Below are 20,435 nucleotides of genomic sequence, written 5' to 3'. Positions count from 1 at the left end.
GGTGATGTCAGCAGCCTGTCGCGGGGCACTGTGAAGAAGGGATTGGCGACGGCGTCGCGCTACAGGATTTTTCGCAAGAGCCTGAAGGCGACCAGAGCGATATAGGCGGCGAAGAACAGGCCAAGCGACCAGCCGAAGCCGGACGGGCCGAACGCATCCATGCCGATGCCGATGGCTTGTGGACCAAGCACCATGCCGACGCCGTAGCAGAGCACGAAGGCTGCGTTGGCCGAGGCCAGTTCGTGGCCGGAAAGCTGCGAGCCGAGATGCGCAAGGCCGATCGTGTACATGGCCGCGACAACGCCACCCCAGACGAACAGAAGTGCTGCCATCAGATGCCAGTTCTGAGCGAAGAACGGCATGAAGATCGTGCCGGCGAGCCCGACGATGGCGCAAGCGAGCAGCAGATAGCGACGGTCGCTGACGCGGTCGCTGATCATGCCGATGGGAATCTGCAACAGCACGTTGCCGAGACCGATCATGGTCAGGAGAAGCGCGGCATTGGCTTCGGAATAGCCGATGCGGCTGCCGTAAATCGGGAACAGCGCAAAGCCGCCGGTTTCGACGGCGCCGAACACCAGCACGGCCGCGGTCGCCGTCGGCACCAGCCAGATGTAGCGCAGGAAATTGCTGGTTTCGCCGTCGGAGACGATTGTCGGGCTCTCGTTGCGCGCCGCCAGCACCGGTATCGCGGCCAGCGCCACCAGGCCGATGATGACGCCGAAGGGCCTGAAGCCGGAGCTGCCGAGATGGGCAAACAGCCATGGTCCGGCGGCAAACCCAAGCGACAGGACCGTGGCGTAGATGCCGAGCACAAGGCCCCGCCGGTGCGGCGGCGCCGATGTGCTGATCCAGAACTCCGACAGAATGAACAGCACCGTCAGCGCGATGTGCAGCAGGATGCGCAATGGAAACCACATCCAGAAGTCCGGCGCGAAATGAAAGCCGACAAAGGCGAGCGCCCCGATGGCGATCATAGCCAGCATGGTCCAGGCGACGCCGAACCGCATGGCAAGCGGAGTGGCAAGCGGTGCGCCGGCGATCGAGGCCAGGCCGGCGACCGCGGTGTTGAGGCCGATCATCGATGCCGAATGGCCGCGCGTTTCCAGAATGACGCTGAGCAGCGGCATGCCGAGGCCGATGGCGATGCCGACGACGCTGATCGACGAGATCGCCGCGACCATCGGCAACCAGTGTACGCGTTCCTCGCCCTTTTGCTGGGTATCGACCGTCATGGGATGTGGATGCTCTATGCTCTACAGGATTTCGCGGACAAAGCGATTGCGGACAGACCGGTAGAACGGCACGGAACCGCCAGGAAGCAGGAGCGGATCATCGGCGAGCCGTCGCTCCAACTCCTCCAGCACCATCCGCGTGATGTCTGGAACATCTGCCTCCCTGGCTTTGGCAAGCGGCAGCCAGACCAGTTCCTCCAACTCGTTGGTCGGGCCGCCATCAGGCAACTCCACGGCGACATCGCTGCGCCAGGCACCGAAAAAGCGTGTGTCGAAACGGCGCACCCGGTTCGGCGGCGTGATGGCGCGTGCAACAAAGCGCAGTGCATCGAGCGACGGTCTTACGCCATGTTCGACAAAGCCCTGCCAGTCGCGCCTGCTCGTCGCCAGGGCGCCTTTCCGGCCGATAAGCAGACCAGCCTCCTCATAGGTCTCGCGGATCGCGGAAAGCGCAATGGCGCGGGCGCGAGCCGGGTTCGTGCGGCCAAGACCGGCGGTGAGGCCCGCTTCGTCCTTGGGGTGAAGGGCGGTGGCAACGGGAATATGGCTGTCGGCCGGATCGGTGCGCCCACCAGGAAAGACGAACTTCCCCGGCATAAAGGCGTGACCTGCGTGACGCCGGCCCATCAACACCAGGAACTCGTCGCCCTTGCGGTCGAGCAGGGCCAGCGTTGCGGCGTCGCGCGGGCGAATTGGCCTTGTGCCAAGTACAGCCGCACTCCGCTCGACCTTTTCGATGTCCGCCCTGATCATACCATCCATGCGCACGACCTAGCGGAATCTTCTGCCATGCGAAAGTGGCGTTCAGCCATCGCCGATTGCGCCAGTGTCTGTTTCAAGCCTCGGGATGAGATTCGATCCTGTCCTCTTCGCCACCGAAGCCGTGCATATAGAGCGCCCATTGCAGGCCGATGACAGCGCCTTTGACCGGCTGCAGCAACGCGACCGCCAGAAGAATGGTCAGCGGCACCCAGATGGCGATATGCTGCCAGGTGGACAAGGTGGAGGTCGCCTCGACACCCATGAAGGCGCCGAGCACGATGTGGCCGACGATGACGATCACCAGATAGGCGGGAAGGTCGTCGGCGCGGTGGTGATGAAGTTCCTCGCCACAGACATCGCATTTGTCGACGGTCTTGGTGAAGGCGCGAAACAGCTTGCCCTCGCCGCAACGCGGGCAGCGGCCGAGCAGGCCGCGCTTCATCGCCGTCCAAAGCGGTCGGGCGGCCCGGCCCGAGTGATGTTCGCCGCCGAAAACCTGCGGTGCCATTCCCAGTTCTTTTGCCATTACCGTCTCCTGCCGCGCGGGCCTGGACGCGATTGCGACGCCCGGGCGCGGCCCTTGGCCTTGTGAAACGACCGTTTGGAGCCGGGCAGCGGCTTTGGGTCGGTCAGCATTTCGAAACGCATCGCGCCGGCCATGGGCGCCACCTCGATCAGGCGAACCTCGACGCGGTCGGCAAGCTGATAGCCCTTGCCGGTGCGTTCTCCGAAAAGCGATCGGGCAGTTTCGTCATAGATATAGTAGTCGCCGTCCAGACTTGACACCGGGATGAAACCATCCGCGCCGAACTGCGGCAATTGGACAAATAGTCCCGATTTGGTGACGCCCGAAATGCGCGCGTCGAAACGGTCGCCAACGCGCTCGGCGAGATAGGCGGCGATCAGCCGGTCGACCGTGTCGCGCTCTGCGGCCATGGCGCGGCGCTCGGTGCCGGAAATCAGCACCGAGACCTCTTCCAGCCGTTCCGCTTCATTCTGCGTCAGCCCGCCCGCACCGAAGCCGAGCGCGGCAATCAGTCCGCGATGCACGATCAGGTCGGCATAGCGGCGGATCGGCGAGGTGAAATGCGCGTAGCGTTTCAGATTGAGGCCGAAATGGCCGATATTCTTGGGCGAGTATTCGGCCTGGCTTTGCGAGCGCAACACCACTTCGTTGACCAGCCCTTCATTGTCGGCGCCGCTGACGCGCTCCAGAATGCCGTTGAACTGGGCCGGCCGCATCTGCGCGCCGCGCGCCAGCGAGAGACCGAGCGTCTGCAGGAACTCGCGCAGCGATTCCTGCTTGGCGAGCGAGGGCGCGTCGTGGATGCGGTAGACCAGCGCCTGTCGCTTCGCCTCCAGCGTTTCGGCGGCCGCGACATTGGCCTGGATCATGAATTCTTCGATCAGCCTGTGGGCGTCGAGCCGCTCCGGCACGACGACCCGGTCGACGGTGCCATCCTGCTTGAGCAGGATCTTGCGCTCCGGCAGGTCAAGTTCCAATGGCTGGCGTGAATTGCGGCCGCGCTTGAGGATGGCGTAGGCATCCCATAGCGGTTTCATCACGGTGCCGAGGATCGGGCCGGTCTTGTCGTCTGGCACACCATCGATCGCGGCCTGCGCCTGCGGGTATGCCAGTTTGGCCACCGATTTCATCATGACGCGGTGGAACGAATGCCTGAGCTTGTGGCCATCGGCCGAGAAAATCATGCGGACGGCCAGCGCCGGGCGGTCCTGGCCTTCGCGCAGCGAACACAGATCGTTGGAGATGCGCTCCGGCAGCATCGGCACGACGCGATCCGGGAAATAGACCGAATTGCCGCGCTTCAGCGCCTCGCGGTCGAGCGCCGTGCCATAGCGAATATAGGCGGCGACATCGGCAATCGCCACGGTGACGACCACGCCGCCGGGGTTCTGCTCGTCGGTATCAGATATGGCGAACACCGCGTCGTCATGATCCTTGGCGTCGGCCGGATCGATGGTGACGAGCGGCAGGTCGCGCCAGTCCTCGCGGTGATCAAGCGTCGCAGGCTTGACCGCTTCGGCTTCGGCGATGACATCGGCCGGAAAGATGTGCGGAATGTCGTGCGCATGGATGGCGATCATCGAGACCGCCTTCTCGCTGGTCAGCGAACCCAGTACCGTCAGCACCTTGGCGCGGGGCAGCCCGTAGCGGGAGGCGCGCGCCGGCTCGACTTCGACCAGGTCGCCATTCCTGGCGCCGTTCTGGAACTCCTTGTCGACGACCAGTTCGGGCTGGCGCCTTTCCACCGGCTCGATACGGAAGGTGCCGTCCTTCAGCACGCGAAAGACGCCGAGAACGGCCTCGGTGCGTTTCTCGAAGATCTTCATCACCCGCCCGGTATAGGCAGGGCCAGTTACATCGTCGGTCGGGAAGGTCTTGGCCAATATACGGTCGCCGATGCCCGGCGCCGGGCCGCCGCGTGGCACGCGGATGGCAACGATGGGAGGCTCGCCGTCGCCCACCGCTTCGGCCGGATGCGCCAACAGCACGCCGTCGTCGTCGCGGCCAAAGATGTCGAGCACGGCGACATGGGGCAGGGCGCCGACGCGGGCGAGCCGTTTGCGCTCCCTGGTCAGCAGGCCCTCGTCCTGCAGGTCGCGAAGCATGTCCTTCAGCCAGATGCGGTCCTCGCCGCGCAGCGCAAAGGCCTTGGCGATGTCGCGTTTTCCGGAACGGTCCGGATTTTCGGCGATATAGCGCAGGATTTCATCGCGGGACGGCCGGTAGTCGTCCTTGACCTTGGCGCGGGTATCGGCGGTGCGCGGATCGCCGTGGCTTCGTCCGGAGATCCTGCGCGCCACGCCGTCCTATCCTTTTTTCTTCGCCGGCTTCTTGGCCGCTGCCGGCTTCGCAGCCGATGCGGCCGCCCGGCGGAATGGCTTCTTGCCGCCGCCCTTGGCTTCCTTCTCGGCAATCAGCGTCAGCGCGTCCTCGATGGTCACCGACTGCGGATCCTTGCCCTTGGGCAAGGTGGCATTGACCTTGCCGAAATTCACGTAAGGTCCGTATTTGCCGTCACGCACGACGATCTTGCCGCCGCCGTCAGGATGGTCGCCAAGCTCCTTCAAGGCGGCGGGCGTGCCGCCATTGCGGCCGCCCGGACCTTTCAACTGCTTCTCGGCGATCACCGATACAGCGCGGTTCAGACCGATCGAGAACACCTCATCGATGCCTTCGAGATTGGCATAGGTGCCGTCATGCAGCACGAAGGGGCCGTAGCGACCCAGACCAGCGGAGATCATTTTGCCGGATTCCGGATGCTTGCCGACGTCGCGCGGCAGCGAGAGCAGGGCAAGCGCCTTTTCGTGGTCGATGGATTCGACCGTCCAACCCTTGGGCAGGCTGGAGCGCTTGGCTTCCTTGCCGTCGCCGCGCTGGATATAGGGGCCGAAACGGCCGCTGCGCAGCGTGATTTCCTCGGCTGTATACGGGTCCTTGCCGAGCACCTTCGTGCCGTCCTCGCCATTGCCGTTCTCGCCATTGGGATTGGCGGCGTCGCCAAGCTGACGGGTGAACGAGCATTCGGGATAGTTCGAGCAGCCGACGAAGGCGCCGAACTTGCCGAGCTTGAGCGAGAGGTTGCCGCTGCCACATTTCGGGCAGATGCGGGGGTTCGAACCGTCTTCGCGCGCGGGAAACACCAGCGGCGCCAGTTCCTCGTTCAAGGCATCGAGCACGTCGGTGACGCGCAACTCCTTGATGTCGGCGACGGCGCCGGAAAAATCCTTCCAGAAATCGCGCAGCACGTCCTTCCAGGCGAGCTTGCCATCGGAAATCTCGTCGAGCTTTTCCTCCAGCGATGCGGTGAAGTCATACTCGACGTAGCGCTCGAAGAAGCTTTCGAGGAAGGCCGACAGCAGCCGGCCCTTGGCCTGCGGCACCAGCCTGCGCTTGTCGATGGTGACGTAGTCGCGGTCCTCGAGCGTCTTTAGGATCGCCGTATAGGTCGAGGGACGGCCAATGCCGAGCTCTTCCAGCTTCTTGATCAGCGAAGCCTCGGAATAGCGCGGCGGCGGCTCGGTCGTGTGCTGGGTGGCGTTGATCGCCTGGCGGTCAAGCTGTTCGCCAGCGCGGATCTCCGGCAGGCGGCGGTTTTCCTCGTCTTCCGAATCCTCGTCCTTCTGGTCGGTGTAGGCAGCAATGAAGCCGTCAAAGCGAACGACCGAGCCGACAGCGCGAAGCTCTGCGGTGCGGGCGCCGTTGGCCGCCGAGATTTCGACCGTGGTGCGCTCGATCTCGGCCGGCTGCATCTGGCTGGCGATGGCGCGTTTCCAGATCATCTCGTAGAGGCGCGCCTGGTCCGCATCGAGATATTGCCTGACCGAAGCCGGCGTGCTCATGAAATCGGTCGGCCGGATCGCCTCGTGCGCTTCCTGGGCGTTCTTGGCCTTGGTCGTGTAAACGCGTGGATTTTCCGGCAGGTATCTGGGGCCGAATTCCTTGGCGATCGCATCGCGCGCGGCCGAGATCGCCTCCGGCGCCATCTGCACGCCGTCGGTTCGCATATAGGTGATCAGGCCGGCGGTCTCGCCACCGATGTCCATGCCTTCATAGAGCCGTTGCGCCACCTGCATGGTGCGGGTGGCCGAAAAGCCGAGGCGCGAGGAAGCGGCCTGCTGCAGGGTCGAGGTGGTGAAGGGCGGGCCGGGATTGCGCTTGGTCGGCTTGGCTTCGACCGACAGCGCCTTGAAAACAGCGCCTTCGAGCATCGCCTTGATGTCGTCGGCCTGCGCCTTGTTCGAAATGTCGAGCTTTTGCAGCTTCTTGCGCTCGAAGGCGGTCAGCCGAGCCTCGAAGCTCTCCTTGCGCGGCGTGCCGAGGAGAGCTAATATCTGCCAGTATTCCTCGCGGATAAAGCGCTCGATCTCCGATTCGCGATCGCTGACAAGACGCAATGCCACGGACTGCACGCGCCCGGCCGAGCGGGCGCCCGGCAGCTTGCGCCACAGTACCGGCGACAGCGTGAAGCCGACGAGATAGTCGAGCGCGCGGCGGGCGAGATAGGCATCGACCAGCGGCGCGTCGATCTGGCGCGGATTGGCCATCGCCTCCAGCACCGACGACTTGGTGATGGCGTTGAAGACGACGCGGCTGACCGGCTTGTCCTTCAGCGCGCGCTTCTGCTTCAGCACTTCTAGAACATGCCAGGAAATGGCCTCGCCCTCACGGTCCGGGTCGGTGGCCAGAATCAGGCCATCGGCGTCCTTGACCGCCTTGGCGATGTCGGCCAGGCGCTTGCCCGAGGCGGTGTCGACGGCCCAGGACATGGCGAAGTCCTCATCCGGGCGCACCGAGCCGTCCTTGGCCGGAAGATCGCGGACATGGCCGAACGAGGCCAGAACCTTGTAGTTCTTGCCGAGGTACTTGTTGATTGTCTTCGCCTTGGCCGGCGATTCGACGACGACGACGTCCATGAGGTCTCATATCAGTTGTGATGCGGCAGAAGGATTCCGCTGCTCGCGACGAAATCTCGTATAATTTGTCGCTCACATGGCCGCGCTTTTGCATCCGGTCAAGGGCAAGCGCTCAAAATGCCTGTCTTGCACCGGCTATGCAATGCAGGAAAGTTCGCCGTTATGTCAGCCAATTTTGGATAAGGGGAGCGGGCGTGCGCCCTGTCAAGCCGCGTCGTCTACGGTGGACAGGACAGGGGACCACAGGCGAGGAAAAGCTGGCCGCCAGGGGGTGGTGGGGTGAAACCCGGCGACCAGCCGCGTTCCCGCCCGTCAGAGCGGGATTCGGGACCCGGGCTTAGTCGGCCTTGGCGATATGCCAGACGTCGCCGACGCCGTCGCCGGTCACATCGCCGGCTTTCTTGTCCTTGATGAATGTATAGAGGGGCTTGCCTTCATAGGCCCACATCTTGGTGCCGTCGGTGCGGTCGACGACTGTCCATTCGCCCTGGGCCTTGGCGTCCGCCTCGGCCTTGAGCGGCGGCCAGTTGGTGGCGCATTTGTCGTAGCAGTTCGACTTGCCCTTCTCGTCCTTGTCGTAGGTGTAAAGCGTCATGCCGTTGGCGTCGGTGTAGATCTTGGCGCCTCCGACATCCGCTTCCTTCCAAGCTTCGGCGGCATGGGATGCGGCGGTGGCGAGCAAAAGCACCGCCAGCCCGACTGTGATCGTTTTCATGGAAATCTCCTCGGGTGATTCAAAGAGGCGCGCGGGAACTCGCGGCCTCTTACCAATCAACGCTGCCTGCCAGTGCTTTCTTCCCGCAATTCTGTTGGCCAGGTCTTCATGGCGGGCGACGACTTGCCACGCGATGGTGATTGGCGGACCAGTTCGGTCGCGGCTATATGGCAGCGCAAACACAAGCGGCGCAAACACAGGCGGCGCAAGCACAGGCGGCGCAAGCACAAGGAGACTGAAGTGGCACTGGACATCGGCTATGTCAGCGCGATCGGGGCGGGGGCGATCTCGTTCCTGTCGCCTTGCGTCTTGCCGCTGGTGCCGCCCTATCTCTGCTACATGGCCGGCGTCTCGGTCGACGATTTCCGTGGCGAGGCCGGCGCCACGGCCAGGGCCGGTGCGCGCGGCGCGCTGCTTTTCTCCTCGATCGCCTTCGTGCTCGGTTTTTCCACCGTCTTCGTCGCGCTCGGCGCCGGCGCCTCGACCATCGGCCATTGGCTGCGCGTCTGGCAGGAACCGCTGGCGATGGTGGCCGGGGTGCTCATCATCCTGATGGGGTTGAATTTCCTCGGCATATTGCGCATCCCGCTGTTGTCGCGCGAGGCGCGCTTCCAGTCGCAGGGAAAACCGGCCAGCCTGATCGCCGCCTATGTTATGGGGCTTGCCTTCGCTTTCGGCTGGACGCCCTGCATCGGACCGGTTCTGGGGCCGATCCTGACGCTGGCCGGCGGCCGCGAGACGGTGGGCGAGGGCGCGGCTCTGCTCGCTGCCTATTCGCTCGGTCTCGGCATACCGTTCCTGGTCGCGGCGATGTTTTCCAACGCCTTCATGCGCTTTCTCGGAAAGTTCCGCGTCCATCTCGGCCGCGTCGAGAAGGCTATCGGCGCGCTGCTGGTCGTCGCTGGGGTGTTTTTCCTCACAGGCGGCGTCCAGAGCGTATCCTATTGGCTGCTGGAGAATTTCCCGGTGCTGGGGCAGTTGGGGTAGGTCGCCCGGATGCAGGCCCTTGCCAGCGCGTTGGATTGACCTTTAGACCTACTGATAAAAAGTCGGTTGCTCGACCATCTCACCCGGAATTTAACCGCATTGGTGGGACATGGCGCCAATGCTAGATAGTCCAGATTCCTGATCCCCTTTCACACGGTTGCCACCCCATGAGCCAGAGATCCTGCCTGTCCGTCATCCTTGCCGCCGGTGAAGGCACGCGCATGAAGAGTGCGTTGCCCAAGGTGCTGCATAAAATAGCCGGCCTGCCGATGGTCGCCCATGTCGTGAAAGCCGCCGAGGCTGCAGGCGCCGGCGATCAGGCGCTGGTGATCGGCCATGGGGCGGAGGAAATGCGCAAGGCTGCGCAGAAATTCGCGCCGAAGGCCGAGAGCTTCGTCCAGGAGAAACGGCTCGGCACCGCGCATGCCGTGCTGGCGGCGCGTGATGCGATATCAAGGGGTTATGACGATATCCTCGTCATGTTCGGCGATACACCGCTGATCGATCCGGAGGCGCTGATCGCGGCGCGGCTGAACCTGGCCAAGGGTGCTGCCGTGGTCGTGGTCGGCTTCCGCACGTCAAATCCGTCAGGCTATGGTCGCTTGATCGAAAAGGCCGGCAAGCTCGTCGCCATCCGCGAGGAAAAGGACTGCACGGACGAAGAGAAGAAAATCACCTTCTGCAATAGCGGGTTGATGGCGATCGCCGGCAAGCACGCGTTGAAGCTGCTCGATCAAGTCGGCCACAAGAACGCCAAGGGCGAGTATTATCTTACCGACGTTGTCGAGATCGCAGTCGGGCAAGGCCTCGATGTCAGTGCCACGGAAGCCAGTTTCGAAAATGCGCTCGGCATCAACAACCGCGCAGAACTTGCCGGGGCCGAAGGCATCTGGCAGACGCGCCGGCGGCGCGAGGCGATGCTGTCGGGCGTCACATTGATCTCTCCGGAAACCGTGTTCTTCTCGCATGACACCGAAATCGGCGCCGATACGATCGTCGAACCCAATGTCTGGTTCGGGCCGGGAGTGAAGATCGCCGAGGGCGCGAACATCCATGCCTTCAGCCATATAGAAGGCGCAACCATCGCCTCGAATTGCGATGTCGGTCCGTTCGCCCGGCTGCGACCCGGCGCCGACCTAAAGCAAAAGGCCAAGGTCGGCAATTTCTGCGAGGTCAAGCAGGCGACGATCGAGGAGGGCGCCAAGGTCAATCACCTGACCTATATCGGCGATGCCCGCATCGGCGCCGGCGCCAATATCGGCGCCGGCACCATCACCTGCAACTATGACGGCTATTCGAAATTCTTCACCGATATCGGCGAAGGCGCCTTCATCGGTTCGAACTCCTCGCTGGTGGCGCCTGTTACAATCGGCAAGGGCGGTTACATCGCCTCGGGCAGCGTCATCACCGAAAGCGTGCCCGAAGACGCGCTGGCCTTCGGCCGCGCCCGCCAGAGGACGCTGGCCGGCAAGGGCAAGGAGATGCGCGAGCGTTTTGCCTCGGCCGCGGCAGCCCGGAAAAAAGGCTAGCCCCTGGGACATTCGTGACAGTTCGGTTTTCGCCGACAACTGCGTCGTTGAAGGCGCTACCCCGCCGATTGTTCGTTCATGACCGCTTCATGTCTTTGACGGATTTCAGGAACCGCCGAGGCAGATAGGATAGGGGTACGGAGAAACCGAGCGATCACGGTAACCGGATTGCAAGAGCGCCCTGTCATGGTGCATCTGTGCAAGAACAGTTGCGGCTGATACGCGACGAAATGCAATGTGACTTTCGCGGCAGCCCGGCCATCTCTAAATAGCGCTGGGTTTCCGCGGGCGACTTGGGGGCAAACGGCAATGTGCGGTATCGTTGGAATTGTTGGCCACTCGCCGGTGGCGCCGCTGATCGTCGATGCGTTGAAACGGCTGGAATATCGCGGCTATGATTCGGCCGGTGTCGCCACCGTCGAGCATGGCCAGCTCGGACGCCGCCGCGCCGAAGGCAAGCTGATCAACCTCGAACGCCGGTTGAAGGACGAACCGCTCGACGGCACGATCGGCATCGGCCACACGCGCTGGGCAACCCATGGCGTGCCGAACGAAACCAACGCGCATCCGCATTTTTCCGACGGCGTCGCCATCGTCCACAATGGCATTATCGAGAATTTCGCCGAATTGCGCGATGAACTGATGCGTGACGGCTATACGTTCTCGTCGCAGACCGACACCGAGGTCGTCGCCCATCTGGTGGCGCGCGAACTGGCCAAGGGGCTGAAGCCGGTCGAGGCCGCGCACCAGGCGTTGAAGCGGCTGGAGGGCGCCTTTGCGCTGGCCATCATGTTCAGGGGAGACGAGGACCTGATCGTCGGCGCGCGCAACGGCCCGCCGCTGGCCGTCGGCCATGGCGATGGCGAAATGTTCCTGGGCTCCGATGCCATCGCGCTCGCTCCGTTCACCAATTCGATCACCTATCTGGAGGATGGCGACTGGGCGGTGGTGCGCCGCAACGAGATCGCCATCTTCGACATGGAGGGCAACAAGGTCGACCGCAAACGCCAGCAGTCGCTGAGCACATCCTTCATGGTCGACAAGGGCAACCGGCGCCATTTCATGGAGAAGGAAATCCATGAGCAGCCCGAAGTCATCTCGCACACGCTGGCGCATTATGTGGATTTCGTCGGCGGCGTTTCGAAGCCGCTCGACCTGCCTTTTGACTTCGCCAAGATCGACCGGCTGGCGATTTCGGCCTGCGGCACCGCCTATCTGGCCGGCCTGATCAGCAAATACTGGTTCGAGCGCTACGCGCGGCTGCCGGTCGACATCGATGTCGCCTCGGAATTCCGCTACCGCGAAATGCCGCTGTCGAAGAACGACGCCGCCTTCTTCATCTCGCAATCGGGCGAGACGGCCGACACGCTGGCCTCGCTGCGCTATTGCCGCAAGGCCGGGATGAAGATCGGCGCCGTCGTCAACGTGCGCGAATCGACGATGGCGCGCGAATCCGACGTCATCCTGCCGACGCTGGCCGGGCCGGAGATAGGCGTCGCCTCGACCAAGGCCTTCACCTGCCAGCTGTCGGTGCTGGCCTCGCTTGCCGTGCGGGCCGGTGCTGCGCGCGGAACGCTTTCGCGGGAGCAGGAAAAGAAGCTGGTGCGTGAACTGTCCGAGGCGCCGCGCTATGCCAACCAGGTGCTGAAGCTCGACGGGCAGATCGAACAGATCGCGCGCGAACTGTCGCGCTACAGCGATGTGCTCTATCTCGGCCGCGACACCAATTTTCCGCTGGCCATGGAAGGCGCGCTGAAGCTCAAGGAGATTTCCTATATTCATGCCGAGGGCTATGCCGCGGGCGAGCTGAAGCACGGGCCGATCGCGCTGATCGACGAGAACATGCCGGTGATCGTGATCGCCCCGCATGACCGCATCTTCGAAAAGACCGTGTCGAACATGCAGGAAGTGGCGGCGCGCGGCGGCAAGATCATCCTGATCACCGACAGCAGGGGTGCCGCGCAATCCAGCGTCAAGACGATGGAGACGATCATCCTGCCCGACGTGCCGGAAATCATCTCGCCGATCATCTATGCGCTGCCGATCCAGATGCTCGCCTATTTCACCGCCGTGTTCATGGGCACGGACGTCGACCAGCCGCGCAATCTGGCCAAGTCGGTGACGGTGGAATAGCGGTCGGGAAACTGGATTTGCCATCGATCGACTGATAATGGGTTAGTATCAACTAGTGATACATTGCCTTGCGCTGTCTTGTATCAATGTATGATACAATACGAGGGCGCGTCGTTGATCGTTTCGTTCAAAGGCAAGGCGGTAGAGGCGGTTGCCGAAGGGAAAGCGCCAAAAGGCTTGCCGCCGGATTTGGTTGCCCGTGGCGAACGTCGCCTTCGTGCGATCGCAAATGCCACGCAATTGAATGACCTTCGGTCGCCGCCCGGAAACCACCTTGAAGCCCTGAAAGGGGGCAGAGCTGGGCAGCATTCAATTCGCATCAACGACCAGTGGCGCATCTGCTTCAAATGGACCGCTGCTGGCGCCGAAGAAGTGGAGATCGTCGACTGCCACTGAGCGGGCTCTTGCCCTGACCCTTGAGGATTCCTGAACTATGCTCAAGTTTGCACGCCCCATCCACCCTGGAGAATTCCTGCGCCAGGAGTATCTCGTTCCTCTCGGTATGAGTGCCGGCGCGCTGGCGAAGAAGCTCAATCTTCCGCGCACCCGTATCGAGCGCATTTCCAAGGAAGAGATCGGCCTGACCCCCGACACGGCTCTTCGGCTCGCCAGATTCTTCAATACTACGCCCGAATTCTGGATGAATTTTCAGCAGGCTTACGAGCTTGAAACCGAGGCGAGGAAACTTGCGCCGGAACTTGAGAAGATCGAACCGCTGGAAGTAGCGGCATGATTGGTTCTTTAAAAACTTCGCAATTCCAAAGCGCCTTCCGGTTCATTAATGTCGCGCTGCAAATCTGCGCCGCGGTGTGAACCATGTCCGATGCTCCCAGAACTTCAGGCATGACCCGGCTGCGGAATTATTTCCTGACGGGCTTCATCGTCTGCGCGCCGCTGGCGATCACCGCCTACATCGCCTGGTCGTTCATCGGCTGGGTCGATTCCTGGGTAAAACCCTATATTCCCGCGCGCTATAGCCCGGACACCTACCTGCCGTTTCCGGTTCCCGGTTTCGGGCTGATCGTCGCTCTGATCCTGATCACGCTGATCGGTTTCATGACCGCCAACATCGTTGGCCGGGCCATCGTCAATTTCGGCGAGCGCCTGCTCGGCCGTATGCCGCTGGTGCGCGGCATCTACGGCTCGCTGAAGCAGATCTTCCAGACCGTGCTGTCCAACAAGGGCGACATGTTCCGGCAGGTCGGGCTGGTCGAATATCCGCGCAAAGGCGTCTGGTCGCTGGTCTTCATCGCCAGCGAGAAGGAAACCGAGATCAACCAGAAGCTCGACCAGGAAGGCGATCCGCTGGTCGCCGTGTTCATGCCCTGCACGCCGAACCCGACCACGGGCTTCCTGATGTATGTGCTTAAATCCGACATCGTGCTGCTCGACATGACGATCGAGGACGGCGCCAGGCTGATCGTCTCGGCCGGGTTGGTGGCGCCGGAGGTCAAGGCCAAGATTGTGACGTTGAACGGCGAGCGGATTGACGGTCCGCTTGCCAATCCACCGGTTGGTACCACGCCTCAGCCGGCGCGCAGCAGCCGTACCGCCTCGTCGCGGCCGAACAAATAGAGCAGCAGCCGAAGTGCGGTGCCGCGTTCGGATTGCAATTCCGGATCGCGTGACAGGATCAGCCGCGCGTCATCGCGGGCGGCTTCGAGCAGGTCGGCATGCGCCTCGATGCGCGCCACCTGAAAGCCCGGCGTGCCGGACTGGCGGGTGCCCAGCAATTCACCTTCTCCGCGAAGCTTCAAATCCTCCTCGGCGATGCGGAAGCCGTCCTCGGTCTCGCGCATCACCGATAGCCGGCGTTTTGCCGTCTCGCCGAGCGGGTCCTTGTAGAGCAGCACGCAGGAGGACGGTTTGTCGCCGCGCCCGACCCGCCCGCGCAATTGGTGCAACTGGGCGAGGCCGAAACGCTCGGCGTGTTCGATGACCATGATCGTCGCATCGGGTACGTCGACCCCCACCTCGATGACCGTGGTGGCGATCAGGATGCGTGTCTCGCCCGCCTTGAAGGCGCGCATCGCCTCGTCCTTTTCGGCGCCCCTCATGCGGCCATGCACGAGGCCGATCCGGTCGCCGAACAACGGCTTCAACGAAGCAAACCGGTCCTCCGCCGACATCAGCTTGATTTCTTCGGATTCCTCGACCAGCGGACAGATCCAGTAGATCTTCTGCCCGTCGCCGACGGCGTCCAGCATGCGGCCGATGAGTTCGTCGAGCCGTTCCAGCGGCAAGGTGACGGTGCGGATCGACCGGCGGCCGGCTGGCTTTTCGGTCAATTTCGACACATCCATGTCGCCGAAGGCGGTCAGCACCAGCGTGCGCGGGATCGGCGTCGCCGTCATCACCAGCATGTCGGGCGCGTCGCCCTTGGCGGTGATCGCAAGCCGCTGATGGACACCGAAACGGTGCTGTTCGTCGACGACGGCGAAGACGAGATCGTGGAACGTCACCGTTTCCTGGAAGAGTGCGTGGGTGCCGACGACAATGTCGATTTCTCCGCTCGCCAGACCGGCCAGCGTGTCGGTGCGTTCACGGCCCTTTTCGCGGCCGGTGAGGATGGCGACACGCAACCCGGCGCGTTCAGCCAGAGGTGTGATGGTCGCCAGATGCTGGCGCGCCAGGATTTCGGTCGGCGCCATCAAGGCCGCCTGGCCGCCGGCCTCGACGGCGCGGGCCATGGCGAGCAGCGCCACCACCGTCTTGCCGGAGCCGACATCGCCCTGCAAAAGCCGCAGCATGCGTTCGGGGTCGGCGAGATCGGCGTTGATCTCGGCCAGGGCGAATTCCTGGCTGGCAGTCAGTGAATAGGGCAGGGCCTGGCGCAGTTCGTCGACGATGCGGCCGTCGCCAATGAGCGGCCTGCCGGACAGGCGGCGGACTTTTGCCCGCACCAGCGCCAACGATACCTGGCCAGCCAGCAGCTCGTCATAGGCAAGCCGCCGCCACGCCGACCCCTCGATGGCGACGTCGATCGGATCTGTCGGATAGTGGATACGGGCGAGCGCGTCATCGAAGGCCGGAAAAGTCTGGCGGCGCATGAAGGCGTCGTCCTGCCATTCCGGCAACTCAGGCAGGCGGCCGAGCGCCTGGCCGATGGCACGGCGCAATACCTTGCCGGAGAGACCTGATGTCAGCGGATAGACCGGCTCGACCAGCGGCAGGTTTTCGGCGTCATTGGCCAAGGCGATATGGTCGGGATGGACCATGGTCGGGCGGCCGTTGAACCATTCCATGCGGCCGGAAACCACGACATGCTCGCCTTCGGGCATCGCCTTTTCGAGATAGGCGGCGTGCGCATGGAAGAAAGTCAGCGCGATCTCGCCGGTGTCGTCATGGGCGTAGACCCGGTATGGCACCGACCTGTTGCCGCGCGGCGGCGGCTGGTGGCGGTCGATGCGCACATCGAGGGTAACGATTGCGCCTGCCGGCGCCAAGGCAATGCCCGGCCGGTTGCGGCGGTCGATGACGGTGTTGGGCAGCACGAACAAAAGGTCGCCGGCGCGGGCGGCGCGGTCGCCAAGATCGGCGGCCACCACTTTCTCGATCAGCGCGCCGACCTTCGGCCCGACGCCGGCAAGCGAGGTGATCGGGACGAACAACGGGTCGAGGATGGAGGGTCTCATTTGCGAGAGACCACGTGATGTTGGCGCTCACCCCCCTCTGTCCTGCCGGACTGTCCGGCAGGACAGAGGGGGGTCTTAGCGCCGATGTTGTCAGGAGTGTACGTCACACCGGGATGTTAGACACCCGCCGGACCGTTGCAAGGCTGACACCGTCCTCTATCCACGCTATATGCGCCGCGACAGGCAAGGATACGGCATCATGACCGGAACGAGACGATCAAGCGAGGGGCTCGATGCCCGTCGTCGCAAGCTTTTGTTCCGCTCCTGGCATCGCGGCATGCGCGAGATGGACCTCATCCTCGGTGGCTTTGCCGATGCCGAGATCGGCGCCTTGACCGGCGACGAAATCGACCAATATGAGAGGCTCCTCGACATTCCCGATACCGAATTCCTGCCCATGGTCACCGGCGAGCGCCCGGTTCCGCCCGATACCGACTGTGCAGTCCTGCAAAAGATCCTGGCGTCGCGCCGGACCATGACTTTCTGAAACGTGAATCCGTATCCATGAGCCTGATCCCCACAATCGGCCTGCCCAAGGGCCGCGCCGGCCAGTTCATTGTCGACGGCGTCGCCGACGGCTATGAGGCGTTTGCGCTGGTGCAGGCGGCGCACGAGATCGCGCCGGACAAGCCGGTGCTGTTCGTGGCGCGCGACGGCCAGCGCCTGCCGGCGATCATCGAAGCGCTTGCCTTTGCCGCGCCCGGCCTGCCGGTGCTGGAATTGCCGGCCTGGGACTGCCTCCCCTATGATCGCGTTTCGCCTGGATCGGATGCCGCCGCCCGGCGGCTCGATGCGCTGACGGCGATGATCGCGCTGGCGAAGAAGCCACATCGCGCCGTTATCCTGACCACCGCCAACGCGCTTTTGCAGCGTATTCCACCGGCCGAACTGGTGGAAGCGCAGACCTTCCATGCCAGGCCGGGCAACCAGATCGACATGAACGCGCTGGTGTCGAGGCTGGAGGTATCGGGCTTCGAGCGGGTGCCGACCGTGCGCGGTGTCGGCGAGTTCGCTGTGCGCGGCGGCATTCTGGACCTGTTTGCACCAGGCTGGACGGAAGCGCTGCGGCTCGATTTCTTCGGTGACACGCTGGAATCGATCCGCGTCTTCGACGTCGCCACCCAGCGCACCACCGGCCAGCGCAAGTCGATGGCGCTGCAGGCGATGAGCGAGGTGGCGCTGACGCCCGAAACCATCAGCCGCTTCCGTCGCGCCTATATCGAAGCCTTTGGCGCGCCCCAGCGCGACGACGGGCTCTATGCTGCGGTCAGCGAGGGACGGCGCTTTGCCGGCATGGAACACTGGCTGCCGTTCTTCTACGAGCGGCTGGAGACCGTGTTCGACTACCTGCCGGACACGCCTGTCGTCTTCGACCATCTGGCGCATGAGGCGCTGGCGGAACGCCACACGCTGATCCTCGACCACTATGAAGCGCGCCGAAAACAGGCAGATGGCGCGCTGAAGGACGCCGTTCCCTATAAGCCGGTGCCGCCGGATCTGCTTTTTCTCTCGCCGGAAAACCTGGTCGCCTCACTCGGGCCGCGCGAAGCGATCGACTTCACGGCCTTCGATGCCCCGGATGCCGGTGCAAAGAAGGTCTATCACGCCGGATCGCGGCATGGCCGCAGCTTCGTCGAGGAGCGCGCCGACCCCAGCATCAATGTCTTCGACGTCGTCGTGAAGCACATTGCCGACGAGCGTGCCGCGCGTCGCCGCGTCGTCATCGCCGGCTGGACCGAAGGCTCGCTCGACCGGCTTGGCCAGATCCTTGCCGAGCATCATCTCGGCAACCTCACACCGGTTGCAACGCTAGCCGAGGCGGAAAAGCTCGAGCCGGGGCAGGCGGCGCTTGCCGTGCTGCCGCTCGAATCCGGCTTCGAGACCGAAAAGCTGGTCGTCGTTGCCGAGCAGGACATTCTGGGCGACCGGCTGATCCGGCGCTCGAAGCGCAAGAAGCGCGCTTCCGACTTCATCGCCGAGGCGTCGTCGCTGTCCTCCGGCGACATTGTCGTCCACACCGATCACGGCATCGGCCGCTTCATCGGGCTGCGCACCATCGAGGCGGTCGGCGCGCCGCATGACTGTCTCGAAATCCATTATGCCGGCGACGACCGGCTGTTCCTGCCGGTGGAAAACATCGAGCTTCTGTCGCGCTACGGCTCGGATTCGGCCGAAGCGACATTGGACAAGCTCGGCGGCGGCGCCTGGCAGTCGCGCAAGGCGCGGCTGAAGCGGCGCCTGCTCGACATGGCCGGGCAGTTGATCCGCATTGCCGCCGAGCGGCAGATGCGCTCCGCGCCATCGCTGATCCCGGTTGATGGCCTCTATGGCGAGTTTGCGGCGCGCTTTCCCTATGAGGAAACCGACGACCAGCAGACGGCGATCGATTCGATCATGGACGACCTCGGCGCGGGCAAGCCGATGGACAGGCTGATCTGCGGCGATGTCGGCTTCGGCAAGACGGAAGTGGCGCTGCGGGCCGCTTTCATCGCGGCCATGGAGGGTTTTCAGGTCGCGGTTGTCGTGCCGACGACCCTGTTGTCGCGCCAGCATTTCAAGACCTTCTCGCAGCGTTTCTCCGGCCTGCCGATCCGCGTCGCCCAGGCTTCGCGGCTGGTTGGCGCCAAGGAGTTGGCCGAGACCAAGAAAGGCATCGCCGAAGGTACGGTCGACATCGTCGTCGGCACCCACGCACTGCTCGGCGCCTCGATCTCGTTCAAGAATCTCGGCCTTTTGATCATCGACGAGGAGCAGCACTTTGGCGTCAAGCACAAGGAGCGGCTCAAGGACCTGAAGACCGATGTGCATGTGCTGACGCTGTCGGCGACGCCGATCCCGCGCACGCTGCAGCTGGCGCTGACCGGCGTGCGCGAACTGTCGCTGATCGCTACGCCGCCGGTCGACCGCATGGCGGTGCGCACCTTCATCTCGCCCTTCGACCCGCTGGTCATCCGCGAGACGCTGCTGCGCGAGCGCTACCGTGGCGGCCATTCGTTCTACGTCGTGCCTCGTATCAGCGATCTGGCGGAAATCCATGATTTCCTGAAGGAATCCGTGCCGGAGCTGAAGGTAGCGGTGGCCCATGGCCAGATGCCGCCCGGCGAACTCGACGACATCATGAACGCCTTCTACGACGGTCAGTACGATGTGCTTTTGTCGACCACTATCGTCGAGTCCGGTCTCGATATCCCGACCGCCAACACGCTGATCGTGCATCGCGCCGACATGTTCGGCCTGTCGCAGCTCTACCAGTTGCGCGGCCGCGTCGGTCGCTCGAAGGTGCGCGCCTATGCGCTGTTCACTCTGCCGGCCAATCGCAAGCTGACCGACACCGCGGAGCGCCGGCTGAAGGTGCTGCAGTCGCTCGACACACTGGGCGCCGGCTTCCAGCTGGCCAGCCACGATCTCGATATCCGAGGCGCCGGCAATCTTCTCGGCGAGGAGCAGTCCGGCCACATCAAGGAGGTCGGCTTCGAGCTCTACCAGCAGATGCTGGAGGAAGCGGTGGCCGAGGTCAAGGATTCCGGCGATGTGCAGGATGGCGGCTGGTCGCCGCAGATCGCCGTCGGCACGGCGGTGATGATCCCGGAAAGCTATGTACCGGACCTGCAACTCAGGCTGGCGCTCTACCGCCGCCTTGGCGATCTCGAAAACACAGAGGAGATCGACGCTTTCGGCGCCGAGCTGATCGACCGTTTCGGGCCGTTGCCGGAGGAGGTGAAGCATCTCTTGAAGATCGTCTTCATCAAGGCGCTGTGCCGCAAGGCCAATGTCGAAAAGCTCGACGCAGGGCCGAAGGGCGTCGTCATCCACTTCCGCAAGCGCGAGTTTTCCAACCCGGTCGGGCTGGTCAAATTCATCGGCGAGCAGGGTTCGCTGGCCAAGATCCGGCCAGACCACAGCGTTGTCTTTACCCGTGATTGGCCGACGGCCGAGAAGCGACTTGCGGGCTCGGCGGTTGTCATGACGCAGTTGGCGAGGCTGGTGGAGAAGGCCGCTT

The 20,435-nt window shown here is 63.5% G+C and carries 15 protein-coding genes; 8 read left to right on the top strand and 7 right to left on the bottom strand.

Annotation, left to right across the window (positions count from 1 at the left end; genetic code table 11):
* Window positions 1–59 precede the first annotated feature (59 nt).
* The 6 genes from MESS2_RS19550 to MESS2_RS19525 form a co-directional block, all read right to left on the bottom strand.
* Window positions 60–1,235, bottom strand: a complete 1,176-nt coding sequence (locus MESS2_RS19550) for an MFS transporter (protein ID WP_008876152.1) — start codon at window positions 1,233–1,235, stop codon at window positions 60–62.
* A gap of 21 nt (window positions 1,236–1,256) precedes the next feature.
* Window positions 1,257–1,997 carry an NUDIX hydrolase gene (locus MESS2_RS19545; RefSeq protein ID WP_008876151.1) on the bottom strand — a complete coding sequence of 247 codons (741 nt, stop codon included), beginning with the start codon at window positions 1,995–1,997 and terminating at the stop codon, window positions 1,257–1,259.
* Window positions 1,998–2,070: 73 nt separating this feature from the next.
* Window positions 2,071–2,523, bottom strand: a complete 453-nt coding sequence (locus tag MESS2_RS19540) for a DUF983 domain-containing protein (protein ID WP_008876150.1) — start codon at window positions 2,521–2,523, stop codon at window positions 2,071–2,073.
* Window positions 2,523–4,823: a ribonuclease R gene (rnr, locus tag MESS2_RS19535; RefSeq protein ID WP_008876149.1), complete on the bottom strand. Its 2,301-nt coding sequence runs from the start codon at window positions 4,821–4,823 to the stop codon at window positions 2,523–2,525. The genes MESS2_RS19540 and rnr overlap by 1 nt, the downstream gene beginning before the upstream one ends.
* 6 nt (window positions 4,824–4,829) lie before the next feature.
* The gene (topA, locus tag MESS2_RS19530) at window positions 4,830–7,436 is read right to left on the bottom strand and encodes a type I DNA topoisomerase (protein ID WP_008876148.1); all 2,607 of its coding nucleotides are present in this window, start codon (window positions 7,434–7,436) and stop codon (window positions 4,830–4,832) included.
* Between the two features lie 337 nt (window positions 7,437–7,773).
* Complete coding sequence (locus MESS2_RS19525; protein ID WP_008876147.1) at window positions 7,774–8,151, bottom strand: COG4315 family predicted lipoprotein; 378 nt, start codon at window positions 8,149–8,151, stop codon at window positions 7,774–7,776.
* Between the two features lie 240 nt (window positions 8,152–8,391).
* On the opposite strand from MESS2_RS19525, the gene MESS2_RS19520 reads away from it, so the two are divergent.
* The 6 genes from MESS2_RS19520 (at window position 8,392) to MESS2_RS19495 (ending at window position 14,375) form a co-directional block, all read left to right on the top strand.
* Window positions 8,392–9,138: a cytochrome c biogenesis CcdA family protein gene (locus MESS2_RS19520; protein WP_008876146.1), complete on the top strand. Its 747-nt coding sequence runs from the start codon at window positions 8,392–8,394 to the stop codon at window positions 9,136–9,138.
* 167 nt (window positions 9,139–9,305) lie between these two features.
* Window positions 9,306–10,667 (top strand): bifunctional UDP-N-acetylglucosamine diphosphorylase/glucosamine-1-phosphate N-acetyltransferase GlmU, encoded by a 1,362-nt coding sequence (glmU, locus tag MESS2_RS19515; protein WP_008876145.1) that lies wholly within the window; start codon window positions 9,306–9,308, stop codon window positions 10,665–10,667.
* A 309-nt stretch (window positions 10,668–10,976) separates the two neighbouring features.
* Entirely contained in the window at window positions 10,977–12,800 is a 1,824-nt protein-coding gene (glmS, locus tag MESS2_RS19510) for a glutamine--fructose-6-phosphate transaminase (isomerizing) (RefSeq protein WP_008876144.1), read from the top strand.
* A 114-nt stretch (window positions 12,801–12,914) separates the two neighbouring features.
* The gene (locus tag MESS2_RS19505; protein ID WP_040593541.1) at window positions 12,915–13,196 is read left to right on the top strand and encodes a type II toxin-antitoxin system RelE/ParE family toxin; all 282 of its coding nucleotides are present in this window, start codon (window positions 12,915–12,917) and stop codon (window positions 13,194–13,196) included.
* Window positions 13,197–13,233: 37 nt separating this feature from the next.
* Window positions 13,234–13,533 (top strand): HigA family addiction module antitoxin, encoded by a 300-nt coding sequence (locus MESS2_RS19500; protein ID WP_040593538.1) that lies wholly within the window; start codon window positions 13,234–13,236, stop codon window positions 13,531–13,533.
* A gap of 83 nt (window positions 13,534–13,616) precedes the next feature.
* Window positions 13,617–14,375 carry a DUF502 domain-containing protein gene (locus MESS2_RS19495; protein WP_083918616.1) on the top strand — a complete coding sequence of 253 codons (759 nt, stop codon included), beginning with the start codon at window positions 13,617–13,619 and terminating at the stop codon, window positions 14,373–14,375.
* Here MESS2_RS19495 and recG read toward each other — a convergent pair.
* Complete coding sequence (gene recG, locus MESS2_RS19490) at window positions 14,327–16,435, bottom strand: ATP-dependent DNA helicase RecG (RefSeq protein WP_008876142.1); 2,109 nt, start codon at window positions 16,433–16,435, stop codon at window positions 14,327–14,329. The two genes, MESS2_RS19495 and recG, sit on opposite strands and share 49 nt — an antisense overlap.
* 199 nt (window positions 16,436–16,634) lie before the next feature.
* Here recG and MESS2_RS19485 point away from each other — a divergent pair, with 199 nt between their 5' ends.
* Together MESS2_RS19485 and mfd are read left to right on the top strand one after the other, a co-directional pair.
* Entirely contained in the window at window positions 16,635–16,922 is a 288-nt protein-coding gene (locus tag MESS2_RS19485) for a succinate dehydrogenase assembly factor 2 (protein ID WP_008876140.1), read from the top strand.
* Window positions 16,923–16,939: 17 nt separating this feature from the next.
* Window positions 16,940–20,435: transcription-repair coupling factor (mfd, locus tag MESS2_RS19480; protein ID WP_040593537.1), on the top strand; the 3,496-nt coding region annotated here is incomplete at its 3' end.

Source organism: Mesorhizobium metallidurans STM 2683 (assembly GCF_000350085.1).
Lineage (GTDB): Bacteria > Pseudomonadota > Alphaproteobacteria > Rhizobiales > Rhizobiaceae > Mesorhizobium > Mesorhizobium metallidurans.
This window is presented reverse-complemented; position numbering and strand designations above follow the sequence as displayed.

Coding starts and splice junctions, on each gene's coding strand:
- MESS2_RS19550 (WP_008876152.1), bottom strand. CDS start 1,235: ATGACGGTCGATACCCAGCAAAAGGGCGAGGAACGCGTACACTGGTTG.
- MESS2_RS19545 (WP_008876151.1), bottom strand. CDS start 1,997: ATGGATGGTATGATCAGGGCGGACATCGAAAAGGTCGAGCGGAGTGCG.
- MESS2_RS19540 (WP_008876150.1), bottom strand. CDS start 2,523: ATGGCAAAAGAACTGGGAATGGCACCGCAGGTTTTCGGCGGCGAACAT.
- topA (WP_008876148.1), bottom strand. CDS start 7,436: ATGGACGTCGTCGTCGTCGAATCGCCGGCCAAGGCGAAGACAATCAAC.
- MESS2_RS19525 (WP_008876147.1), bottom strand. CDS start 8,151: ATGAAAACGATCACAGTCGGGCTGGCGGTGCTTTTGCTCGCCACCGCC.
- glmU (WP_008876145.1), top strand. CDS start 9,306: ATGAGCCAGAGATCCTGCCTGTCCGTCATCCTTGCCGCCGGTGAAGGC.
- glmS (WP_008876144.1), top strand. CDS start 10,977: ATGTGCGGTATCGTTGGAATTGTTGGCCACTCGCCGGTGGCGCCGCTG.
- MESS2_RS19500 (WP_040593538.1), top strand. CDS start 13,234: ATGCTCAAGTTTGCACGCCCCATCCACCCTGGAGAATTCCTGCGCCAG.
- MESS2_RS19495 (WP_083918616.1), top strand. CDS start 13,617: ATGTCCGATGCTCCCAGAACTTCAGGCATGACCCGGCTGCGGAATTAT.
- recG (WP_008876142.1), bottom strand. CDS start 16,435: ATGAGACCCTCCATCCTCGACCCGTTGTTCGTCCCGATCACCTCGCTT.
- MESS2_RS19485 (WP_008876140.1), top strand. CDS start 16,635: ATGACCGGAACGAGACGATCAAGCGAGGGGCTCGATGCCCGTCGTCGC.